This is a genomic window from Actinosynnema sp. NPDC023794 (assembly GCF_040639675.1).
Lineage (GTDB): Bacteria > Actinomycetota > Actinomycetes > Mycobacteriales > Pseudonocardiaceae > Actinosynnema > Actinosynnema luteola.
In genome coordinates this window covers 1-10,480 of the sequence record NZ_JBFAFR010000074.1, presented here as the reverse complement: position 1 = coordinate 10,480, position 10,480 = coordinate 1, and the positions used below count along the sequence as shown (strand labels likewise).

Below are 10,480 nucleotides of genomic sequence, written 5' to 3'. Positions count from 1 at the left end.
GGCAGCCGCCAGATCTGGGACGCCAACTGGGCCTGCCCGACCGGCAGCCGTTGCAGCAGCACGAGGTCCGCGGAATTCGCGGTGGTCGCCGCCTGCGGTGTGCTCACCGACCCACGTCTCCGGTGGGTGGTTGAACTGTCCGCTGTAGAGCGTCTCGGTCTCACGGGGCAGGCCGTCCTCGCCGGCGGGGTGCAGTGAGACAGTCATGTTGTCCGCCTCGGCCACGTACCCGTCGAACAGGTGGACGTCGACGCGGCCCTGCGCGGGCATGTGGGTCCAGTGCGTACGGGAGTTGTCGAATACGACTCTGGCCCACATGGGCTCCTGAGCCGGCAGGTGCGTCTCGAGCGAGAGCCTGTCGAGGGTGACGCGGATGTGGGACACCGCGGCCAGGCCTCTCGCCCGGCGCAGCCGCAGCTCGTAGGTGCTGCCACCGACGATTCGATCGCCCTGGCGCTGCGAGACGCTGAACCGCTGCGGTGAACCGTACGGGGTCTTGTGCGTGCCCCGCACGGTCAACAGACCGCGGATCGAACGGCCCGGTGACACCGGAACGCGTCGGATCTCTGCGCGCTTGGTGGAGCTGAACTCGAAGATGCGTTCCTGGTCGAGCTGGTGGAGGTAGTCGTCGCGGCCCGGCCAAGGGTCGTCACCTGGCCGCTGGTACCACTCGCCGAGGTACTCGCCTGGCCGTGCGCGGTAGATGGTGACGTCCTTGAGCGCCCTCTCGTCCAGGACCACCGGTTCCAGCAGCAGCCCGATCGTGCCTTCGACGAAGTCGTCGGGGTCGATCACGATGTCGAGCGTCGTGTGGTCGCGGAGTGCGTTGTGGAACTGGATCGGGAGCAGGTACTGATCCGGTCGGGGGCCCGCCGCGCTGATCACGTGCAGGTTCTTCAGGCATACCCGCTTCTCGTTGCGGACCAGGGCGTCGGCGTTGGTCTCCGCGGTCGTGATCGGGTCGTCCGGGTTGGACACCACGGCGAGCAGGCAGCTGTGGGTGGTGGCGCCGGCCGGGATCTGCCAGTCCCAGGACACGATCACCGGACGGTTGGGTTCCAGCACCGCGATGGTCTTCGCGGGTCCGATCGGTTGCCAGTCCACCGTCGAGGACAGGTCGAAGTCCGGTGGCGTCAGCGGGTTGGGCAGCGACGGCAGGCCGCTGGCCGCACTGGCGAAGAACGCCCGCACCCGGACATCGGATGCAGTGGTCCAGCCGCGGTTGTGCACCTGCAGGTGGATCCGGTTGACCTCGGTGCGGATCGGGTCTTGGTGGGGCAGTTGGAGGTCGAACTCGACTCCGTCGAACAACGCGTCCTGGTTGAAGAACGGGGTCACGTCGACCTTGATGTCCGGACTCTCCCAGTAGCGGACGGTGTCTGCGGTGTCGTTCGGGTTCGGGATGCCGGTCGGCGACGGGAACCGCTCGCCCGTGTCCAGCAGGCTGTCCCGCAGGTAGAGGTCTACCGGCGGTTCGGACGCACCCGGCGCGATGCCCACCTTGTACATGCCACGTCCGAACGTGGCGGCGTAGAGCGCGTTGTCCTCCGCGTCCACGTGCAGGTCTGCGATGATCACGTTGGGCAGACCGTTGTCGAACGCCTCCCAGGTCGTGCCGCCGTCCTGGGTGCGGTACACACCGACGTCGGTGCCGACGTACGCGGTGTTGTCGTCGTTGGGGTCCAATGCAACGGCGTTGCAGGGCACGTCGGGCAGGTTGCCGCTGATGTCGCTCCAGGAGTCGCCGCCGTCGGGGCTCAGGAAGACGTGCCCGGTCCCGGTCCCACCGCAACAGAGCACCAGTCGGTCCGCATCCGTGCGGTCGACGGCGAGGTCCTTGATCACCCGGGCCGGCAGCGGCGCCGCGGTCTTGTCCGCCCACGGGTTGGTGACACCGGCGTCGTCGCTGCGGTAGACGTGCGTGCCCCCGGCGGCGTAAACCCGGTCGGTGTCGGATCTCGCGACCGAGATGGACGACACGGTGCCGGCCAGGATCTGGCTGGAGCTGACCCAGTCGGTGACGAGACCGTCGGTGTTGCGGAACACCCGGGTGGTGCCGCAGTAGACCTTGTCCGGATCGACGGGATCCATCTCCATCACGCCGGTCCACGGCGTGCCGTCGGACAGGCCGTTGGTTTTGTTCACCCACGTGTTCCCGCCGTCGGTGGACTTTCGAATCTGGGTGTATTGGTACTCGGCGTACATGGTCCGCGGATCGGTGTGGTGGACCATGAAATAGCCGCCGTCACCGCTGTTGATGTGCTTCCAGGTCAGGCCGCCGGTGGTCATGTTGGTCCCGTTGTCCTGCGTGCCGCCGCCGATCACGTTGGACACCGGGTCCCAGGCGTTCACGTCGTAGAACTGGGTGACCACGAGGCCGTCGCTGACCTTCTTGAAGCTGGCGCACTTGTCCGACGAGCGGTACACGCCGCCGTCGTTGCATTCGTACACGATGTCCGGGTTGCTCGGGGCGAACACCGCAACGTGGTGGTCGGCGTGCAGTCCGCCGATCGCCGACCACATGCCGCCGCCGTCCGTGGTCAACTCGGCGGAGGCCCCGCCGACCACGATCACGTCCTCGTCGTCCGGGGCGACCGCGATCATGTCGCACCACCCGGGCCAGCCCCCGCCGTGGCTGCCGGCGACCGTGCTCCAGGTGAGGCCGGCGTCGGTCGACAGGTGCACGGCGTCTTCGCTCTTGACGGCGAGGAACTCGGACCCGTGCGCTCCCGCCGTCCCGATGGCCAGCTTCGCCCAGTTGGCGTCCGCTCCAGTCGGCCCGGCCGGGAGCAGGTCCCAGCTGACACCGGCATCCGTGCTGCGGTAGATGCCGTCGTCGTCGCGGCTCGCGTAGCAGATGTTCCCGTCATTGGGGTCGAAGACGACGTCGGCTATCAGCCCGGCCAGCACGGTGTCCCAGCCGACGCCGGCGTCGGTGGAGCGCTCCAGCCCGCTGTTGCCCGCCACCAGGACGGTTGACGGGTCGACCGGGGAGACCGCCACCTTCGACACCCGCCGGGTGACCAACGAGGTGTGCCGCACCCAGGACGCACCGGCGTCGTTCGAGACGTATATCCCGGAACCGGGGTAGGTCAGAACATATCCCGGTGTCCACTCACCCGTGCCCGCGTAGATCGTGTCCGGCTCGCTCGGCGCTATCGCGATGCTCCCGAACGTCAGCGACTCCTGGGTGTCCCACAGCGGACGCCAGGACTGGCCCGCGTCGGTCGTCTTCCACACGCCGCCCGAGGCCGCGGCCGCGTACACGATGTCGGGGTCGGTCGGGTGCACCGCGATCGACTTGATCCGGCCGTTGATGTTGCGCGGTCCGATCGAGTACCACGGCGTCCCGGCGCCGGCCGGGCCGTAGGCCGCCATGTGGTCGGTGCGGTCGCGCTGCTTCTCGATCAGTGCCCGCTTCTCGCGCAGTGCCCGCTCCAGGGACGCACCGAGCACCTCGTCGTCCCGGGACCGGCCGAGGTGGAACCACTCGGTGCGCCATTCGAGTTTGCGGTTGCGGTGACCGTACTCCGGGACACGGGGCTCTTGGCGATCTCGATCCATTTCTCCTCCACGGGAACAACTCGTCAGCGGTGCGGGAATTCACAGGCCCGCGATCAAGCGGGCCGTGTAGCCGGTCATCACGGTCCAGAACAGGTAGGTGTAACCGCGTTCCCCGATGTGGGTGTTGAAGCGCCGGCCCAGGAGCGTCGCGCCGACCATCAGGGGGACCGCGGCGGCAGTCAGGAGGTAGCCGCCGGGTGGGATCAGATTTGCCCCGGTCCAGATGACGGTCTTGGTCACGTCCCCGACCAGGGACGCCAGCGACAGGGCGCCGACCATGTGCAGCCTGTCCAGCGGCAGGTTGCGGATCGCCAGGCCTTTCAAGGGACCGGATGTGCCGCTGAAGCCGGACAAAGCCCCCGACGCGAAAGCGAACAAGTGGGTGCCCAGGACCTTCGCCCTGGTCAGGTCCAAGCGCTCCACCAGGAAGGCCAGCACGAAGGAGCCGATGACGGCGATCGCCACCACCTTCTCCGGCGCCGCGACGAACAGCAGCGCACCCAGGGCCGCTCCGACGGCCACCAGGACGACCACCACGAGCGCCCGCTTCACCGGGATGGTGCGCCGGTACGCCCACACCTTCATCACGTTGTTGGCCGCCAGCAGCAGGGCGGCCAGCGCGGTGCCCGGCTTCGTGCCCAGCAACAGCGCCAGCCCCGGCACGAGGACGAGACTCCCCCCGAAACCCGCCGATGCGGAGACCGCGAACGCGAGCGCGATGGCGATCAGCACGAACGTGATCTGCAAGGCCATCACCGATGCGCCGTCCTTACTGCCGGACGGAAGCGCTCGTCGTTCGCGGGATCGCGGCCCACAGCTGCGTTGACAGTGATCTGAGTCACGTTTCATAGATCGCGCTGCCGCAGGTGGCCGTTATCCGCCTACTGCCGGAACAGCCGTTCGGCGCAACCATTCCGCCTGTTCGGAGCAGCCTCGCTTACAAGGAGCCTTTTCCAACCTCATCCAGCGTTGAGGTGGAGTGCGAGGGCGGCTCGGGTCAGGTCGGTGATGCGGGTGGTTGAGCAGCGGAGTCTGCGCAGCAGTCGCCATGCCTTGAGGATCGAGACAGCTCGTTCTCCCTGTGGGGTTCCAATAGTCGGCGCAGTGGCTCTGACCTGCGTGTTAGGCCGCCGTGGGTTCGTACTCGTTGATCAGGCCGCCGAGGACGGGTTGTCGGCGTATCGACGTGCGGCTCGGCCGGGGGATCGGTTGGTCCGGTCGTGGTGGCGTGAGCTGTCGGGCTTGGTGGGGTCGGCGGTGGTTGTAGTGGGAGACGTGGTCCAGCACTGCTTTCAGTGGCTTTCGTTGATGATGAGCAGTCGGTCGGTGGCTTCGCGTCTGGCGGTGCCGACGAACCGCTCGGCGTGGCAGTTCGCTCGTGGACACCGTGGCGGGACCTTCACGACCTGAACGCCGGCGTCGGCGAGGGCGGTGTCGAACGAGGTGGTGAACTGCCCAGCCCGGTCACGAATTAGGAACCGGAAGCTTTTCGCCCGGTCGTCGAGGTCCATGAGCAGGTTGCGGGCTTGTCGGGTGGTCCAGGGTCCGTCGGGTTGGTGGTGGTGCCGAGGATGTGGACGTAGCGGGTGGCGACCTCCATCACGAAGACCACGTAGACCCGTTCGAGGGTGACGGCGCAGTCGATGTGGAGGAAGTCGCAGGCCAACATGCTTGCGGCCTGAGCATGGAGGAACCGCTGCCAGGAGGTGTCGGTGTTCCGGATCGGCGCGGGCGGTATCCGCTGACGCCTGAGCACGCGGCGGATGGTCGACGCGGCTACCCGGTGGCCGGGCGTGAGCAGCTCGCCCTGGATCCGGCGGTAGCCCCGGCCGGTGTTCTCCCGCGCCATCCGCTCGATCAACGCCACGATGGCCTCGTCGACCGGCGGGCACCCGGTTCGGGTAGGTCCACTTCCGCGCGACCAGGCGCCGGTGCCATCGCAGGACGGTGCCCGGTGTCACCGGTCGGTGTCCGCGCAACGGACGGGGGAGTCGGCGCACCAGCGCGGCGAGCACCGCGCGATCCGCCCAGTCCAACCGCGGACGGGGAGTGGCCCGGCGCAGCACGGCGACCTCGTGCCGAAGCACCACCAGTTCGACGTCCTTGGCCGCAGTGGACCGGCCGACGAGCCGGGACGAAGATCAGGTACAGCAGTCGTAACGCCACGCCTCACGATGAATCTCTGGTGGTCGGTGATGCGCGATCGCCGCAGGTCGGCGACCCGTTGCAGAGTTTCTGGCACCCCACAGGGCACCCAGGTCGGCACCTACTCCCCCGGCATGACACTGCTCCCCAGGCACATCGACTTCGAAGCCACCGGCACGCTGGGCGGCTGCGTCTCCCCCACCCACCCCGACATCACCGGCGCCACCTTCACCGCCCTGGTCAGCGGCACGTTCAGCTGCCTCTCCGGCTCCACCACCAACACCTCCACCTACCACTGGAACACCGGACACACCAGCACCGTCCACGGCGGCTTCGAGATCAACCTCAAACCCGGCGGCACCACCCTCCTGGTTTTGACCGGCACCGTGGTCGACGGACTCTTCCAGGGCGCCACCGTCGTGCAGACCAAGATCCTGCCCGCCACCGACCTCACCGCCTGCCTCACCCCCCAAGGCCTGACCAGCGTCAGCGGCACCACGACCTTCACCACCGTGCTGTGAACCGGCGAACGGCAACGTACCGAGACCCTGGTCATCGTCGAGAACGGGGACGGGGACAGCGGGGAAGCTCACCCGGCGGCTCCACCACGCACGTCGTCGGCCTCCCGACCTCAACCTCCGCCAGTCTCACCGAACCGGTCTCACCACAGCCTCTGCATCGGCACTCACCTCGTCGCTGACATGACGGCCTGCGGCTTCATCCATGTCGACGCATGAGGGTGAACCGTGTTCACACTTCCTTGACCTCGGCGAAAACCCCTGGCAATACTGGATTTCCCCCACACAAGGACGGGTGCGATGAAACTGTTGCGAAAGATCATGCGTCGTCGCCGCTCCACCAACACCGGCTACTACGCCTACCCGACGGTGTGACCCGCTTCGCCCGGACCGAGCGTCGCCGGCGGTCCGGGCGGAGTCGCCCTCCACTCGCGAGCGAGGAGCCATGACCGAACCACTCGACGTCCTGATCGCGGCGGCGGGTTCCGGTGGAGGCGTCACAGAACTCGAACGCGGGCTGTGGCTGGTGACCGACCCCACCGAGACCGAACGCCTCCTGGCGAGCAGGGACACGTCCACGGCCAGGGCCGCTCGACGCACCGGCGTCACGTCGTGGGGACCGGACGGGTTGGCCACCTGGATGGCGGTGCGCCGCGCCGCGAACCCCTTCCTCACCGCGTCCCGGCTGACCTCGGCGATCCCGGTGATCGAGGCCCAGGCCACCCGGGTCGTCTCCGGCTGGCCGTCGCCCGGCGTCGTCGACATCGGGCACGAGACCATCGCCTTGATCTCCGCCGTCAACGTCCGACACCTGCTCGGCGAACCGTCCGAGGCGTTGTCCTCCCTCGTCGAACGGGAACTTGTCCTGGCAGATCGGGCCCGTCGGCCGCTCCGGCCCGGATTCCGGCTGCGGCACGCCCAGCGCGCCACCTACAACGCCATCCGACACCACGTCCGCACCCGTCCTCCAGCCGCCGGATTGGCGGCCGTCCTGACCGACCACGGGTTCGACGAGCACACCGTGACGTTAGCGCTGCGCACCATGCTGCTGTCCAGCCACCACGTACCCGCCGCCGCCCTGGCCTGGGCCTTGCACGAGCTGGCCACCCACCCCGACGTCCAGGAGCGGGCCCGGACCGAGGTCGCCGCCGCGCGGGCGGACCCGACGGCGGACCTGCCGCTGTGCCGGGCGGTGATCCGCGAGACCCTGCGCCTGCACCCACCGGTGTGGCGGCTGCGGCAGCAACTCACCGCACCGACCCGCGGCCTTCCGGCGGGAGCGGACCTGCTGTTCAGCCCCTACCTCAACCACCACGACCCGAACGCCTACCCGGAGCCCTCGCGGTTCCACCCGCAGCGCTGGAGCCAGGGCTTCCACCCGGCGCCGGGCACCTACCTGCCCTTCGCCCTCGGCCCCCGCACCTGCCCCGCCTCGCAACTAGCCCTCACGCAGTTGACCGTCGTCCTCGCGGCCGTGCTGAAGAACCACCACCTGACCCCTCACCGCGCCCCCACACCGACATTCGACACCCTGCACACCCCCCGTCACCTGCGGTTACGCCTGATCCCGGCGGCATAGACCACGTCTCACGTGGCGAGTTCGGTGAGTCGTCTGAAGCAGGTCAGTGCCGCGGCGAGGGTGAGGAAGGCGCGGAAGTTGTCGGCCTGGCGTTCGTAGCGGATGGTCAGGCGGTGGTAGCCGGTGGACCAGGAGATGGTGCGTTCGACGACCCAGCGATGTCGGCCGAGGCGGTCGGAGGACTCGATGCCTTTGCGGGTGATGCGCGGGGCGATGCCCCGCCGGCGTAACCAGCGGCGGAGGTGGTCGATGTCGTAGGCCCTTGTCCGCGTGCAGCTTCGCGGGGCGGAAGCGCCGCGGTCCGCGTCGGGACCGGATGCGCGGGACGGCCATGAGCAGGGGCTCGAGTGCCTGGCTGTCTTGCAGGTTCGCGCGGACACCCCCACGGCCAAGGGCGGGCCGGACCGGTCAGACACCACGTGGATCTTCGAGCCGGGCTTGCCGCGGTCAACCGGGTTTGGACCGGTCATGTCGCCCCCCTTTTCCGCCCGGACCGACGCGGCGTCCAGGATCGCCCGCGACCAGCCGACCTCCCCACGCGAGCCGAGTTCGTCCAACACGGCCTGGTGCAACCGCCGCCACAACGCCGCCTCGGTCCACCGCGCGAACCGCCGGTGCGCGGTCGGCACGGTGACACCGGACGACGGCGGCAACTCCTGCCCCCACAGCCACTGGTCAACACATAGACGATCGCGGTGAACACCGCCCGGTCGTCCACCGGCACCGTCCCACCCCCTGCGGGCGGGCAGCGAACTTCGGGAACAACAGCTCGACCAACGCCCACAACTCATCGGGCACCAACCGCAACGACAACCGATCAACCACGATCCGAGATATGACACGACCATCAACACCACGTGAGACACGGTCCTATAGACCGTGGCCCACGGGGGGACGTACGAGCTCGAAATGGGCAACCAGAAGTCCGGAGGGGAACCCACAACGCCCAGGCGCTACCCACCGAGTCTCAGCGCAAGGTGCTCGACCTGGTCGCGTCCGCTTTATGATCTTGGACGCCGCACGGGCGGTCACAAGAGGGCGTTCAGCAGGACGGTAAGCAGCACCGAGGCCAGGATCGAGATCACCAGCATCGTCAGGCAGCCGGCACGGCCACCCAGGAATTCGACTCTGGTGCTGCCGAAGCGCATGGCAGTCCTCCGCCGAGTCAGGTCACCGTCCGGTCACATGGGGGTCGGTCACGTTGCGCTTCGTGCGGCCCGCCAAGCCCGCGAGACCCAAAAGACCTAGAAGACCCAGCAAGCCCCAGTTACCGCTCCCGTCGTCGTCATCGTTGTTCTCCTGAGCCATCACCGTCGCCACGGCACGAGGGGCGGACTCCTCCGCGGACGCGACAGCGGCGGGAACGGCGGCCAGACCCGCGCCCAGAACGAGTGCACCGATGAAGCGCTTCACCTTGTCCATGTCATCTCCTCAGGTCCGTCGATGTCTTGATGGCTGGATACCGCCGAAGCTGCAGACCATGCCAACCCTGACGACGAGGACCCACCCGAGTGACGCTGGCACGGTGCACCTGCGGTGAACACCTCGACGACGGGTCGGTCGAGGATGGCGGCCGTCTCGCAACGGTCCCGACCACGCCCGTGACGTTCCCCGCCAACTCGGCGGCTTTCCAAAACATGGTCCGATAGGGCCTGAAGGGAGTCGTCCGTGGCACCACCGAAGAAGTACCCCGACGAGCTGAGAGGGCCCGTGCGGTCCGGTTGTACCGGGAGTCCGACCCCAAGCCGGTGATCCGACGCCTGGCCGAGCAGCTGGGCGTGCACCACGAGGCGTTGCGGAACTGGATCCGGCAGGACGAGACCGACCGCGGCGAACGGGACGACCGGCCCACCGCGACCGAGTCCGAGGAGGTGCGCCGCCTCCGCAAGGAGAACGCGGAACTCAAGCGGGCCAACGAGATCCTCAAGACCGCGTCCGCGTTTTTCGCGGCGGAACCCGACCCGACCCGGCGACGGTCGTGAAGCTCGTCGAGCAGCTTCGCGGCCGCTTCGGGGTCGAGTTCGTCCTCCGGGTCCTGGGCGTCACCTCCTCCACCTACCACGGCTGGGTGGCCCGACAGGCCGACCCGTCGGATCGCGAACGCGAGGACCGAGCGATCACCGCGGAGATCGCCGACATCCACACCGCCTCGGGCGGCACCTACGGCAGCCCGGCGGGTGCACCGGGTCCTGCGGCGTCGGGGCATCCGCGTGTCGCGCAAGCGGGTCGAGCGGCTGGTGCGCCAGGCCGGCCTGCGGGGCGCCTTTCTGCGTAAACAGTGGCGGACGTCGTCGACCAGGCAGGATCCGCGGGCCGCACCGGCCCCTGATCGGGTGAACCGGGACTTCACCGCGCCCGCGCCGGACCGGTTGTGGGTGGCCGACGCCACCCGGATCCGCACCGGCGAGGGTGTGTTCTGGCTCGCGGCCGTACGCGACGCGTTCTCCAACCGGATCGTGGGCTGGAAGACCAGCGACCGCTGCGATACCGACCTCGTGCTCGGCGCCCTGGAATACGCGATCTGGTCCCGCGACGTGCGCGACGGACAGCTCATCCACCACAGCGACCGCGGGTCGACCGGCGGATTCAATCGGTCGTCGCAACACCGGCTTGTTGGAGCGAGGATAGATGATCGTTCAAGGCTTCCGCAGGCGTCCTCCAGCCGAGGGTCTTG

The 10,480-nt window shown here is 68.4% G+C and carries 9 protein-coding genes and 2 pseudogenes; 4 read left to right on the top strand and 7 right to left on the bottom strand.

Features of this window, described 5'->3' with window-relative positions:
- The 5 genes and pseudogenes from AB0H12_RS44740 to AB0H12_RS44720 form a co-directional block, all read right to left on the bottom strand.
- Positions 1-3,564, bottom strand: a 3,564-nt coding sequence (locus tag AB0H12_RS44740) for a WD40/YVTN/BNR-like repeat-containing protein (RefSeq protein WP_499632749.1), incomplete at its 3' end; no start/stop codon positions are given.
- Between the two features lie 39 nt (positions 3,565-3,603).
- The gene (locus tag AB0H12_RS44735) at positions 3,604-4,317 is read right to left on the bottom strand and encodes a TSUP family transporter (RefSeq protein WP_499632747.1); all 714 of its coding nucleotides are present in this window, start codon (positions 4,315-4,317) and stop codon (positions 3,604-3,606) included.
- A gap of 206 nt (positions 4,318-4,523) precedes the next feature.
- Positions 4,524-4,640: pseudogene (locus AB0H12_RS44730) on the bottom strand (IS5/IS1182 family transposase); the annotation flags it as partial.
- Between the two features lie 216 nt (positions 4,641-4,856).
- Positions 4,857-5,075, bottom strand: a complete 219-nt coding sequence (locus tag AB0H12_RS44725) for a hypothetical protein (RefSeq protein ID WP_499632744.1) — start codon at positions 5,073-5,075, stop codon at positions 4,857-4,859.
- On the bottom strand, positions 5,036-5,431 hold the full coding sequence (locus tag AB0H12_RS44720) for a hypothetical protein (protein WP_499632741.1): 396 nt from the start codon (positions 5,429-5,431) through the stop codon (positions 5,036-5,038). The genes AB0H12_RS44725 and AB0H12_RS44720 overlap by 40 nt, the downstream gene beginning before the upstream one ends.
- A gap of 412 nt (positions 5,432-5,843) precedes the next feature.
- On the opposite strand from AB0H12_RS44720, the gene AB0H12_RS44715 reads away from it, so the two are divergent.
- Together AB0H12_RS44715 and AB0H12_RS44710 are read left to right on the top strand one after the other, a co-directional pair.
- Complete coding sequence (locus AB0H12_RS44715) at positions 5,844-6,230, top strand: hypothetical protein (protein ID WP_499632738.1); 387 nt, start codon at positions 5,844-5,846, stop codon at positions 6,228-6,230.
- A 442-nt stretch (positions 6,231-6,672) separates the two neighbouring features.
- Positions 6,673-7,806, top strand: coding sequence for a cytochrome P450 (locus AB0H12_RS44710; protein WP_499632735.1), 1,134 nt, complete (start codon positions 6,673-6,675; stop codon positions 7,804-7,806).
- Positions 7,807-7,814: 8 nt separating this feature from the next.
- Here the strand turns inward: AB0H12_RS44710 and AB0H12_RS44705 are convergent, their stop codons facing one another.
- A complete protein-coding gene (locus AB0H12_RS44705; protein ID WP_499632755.1) occupies positions 7,815-8,597 on the bottom strand; it encodes an IS5 family transposase in 783 nt (260 codons plus the stop codon).
- A 379-nt stretch (positions 8,598-8,976) separates the two neighbouring features.
- Positions 8,977-9,228 (bottom strand): WGxxGxxG family protein, encoded by a 252-nt coding sequence (locus AB0H12_RS44700; protein ID WP_499632734.1) that lies wholly within the window; start codon positions 9,226-9,228, stop codon positions 8,977-8,979.
- A gap of 230 nt (positions 9,229-9,458) precedes the next feature.
- Here AB0H12_RS44700 and AB0H12_RS44695 point away from each other — a divergent pair, with 230 nt between their 5' ends.
- Both AB0H12_RS44695 and AB0H12_RS44690 read left to right on the top strand, forming a co-directional pair.
- Positions 9,459-9,788, top strand: a complete 330-nt coding sequence (locus AB0H12_RS44695; protein WP_499632752.1) for a transposase — start codon at positions 9,459-9,461, stop codon at positions 9,786-9,788.
- Positions 9,789-9,983: 195 nt separating this feature from the next.
- Positions 9,984-10,325 (top strand): annotated as a pseudogene (locus tag AB0H12_RS44690) (DDE-type integrase/transposase/recombinase); the annotation flags it as partial.
- Positions 10,326-10,480: the final 155 nt, after the last annotated feature.

Bases quoted from the DNA above. Each gene is read 5' to 3' on its own strand.
- AB0H12_RS44735 (WP_499632747.1), bottom strand. From the start codon at position 4,317: ATGGCCTTGCAGATCACGTTCGTGCTGATCGCCATCGCGCTCGCGTTC.
- AB0H12_RS44725 (WP_499632744.1), bottom strand. From the start codon at position 5,075: ATGGACCTCGACGACCGGGCGAAAAGCTTCCGGTTCCTAATTCGTGAC.
- AB0H12_RS44715 (WP_499632738.1), top strand. From the start codon at position 5,844: ATGACACTGCTCCCCAGGCACATCGACTTCGAAGCCACCGGCACGCTG.
- AB0H12_RS44710 (WP_499632735.1), top strand. From the start codon at position 6,673: ATGACCGAACCACTCGACGTCCTGATCGCGGCGGCGGGTTCCGGTGGA.
- AB0H12_RS44705 (WP_499632755.1), bottom strand. From the start codon at position 8,597: ATGAGTTGTGGGCGTTGGTCGAGCTGTTGTTCCCGAAGTTCGCTGCCC.
- AB0H12_RS44700 (WP_499632734.1), bottom strand. From the start codon at position 9,228: ATGGACAAGGTGAAGCGCTTCATCGGTGCACTCGTTCTGGGCGCGGGT.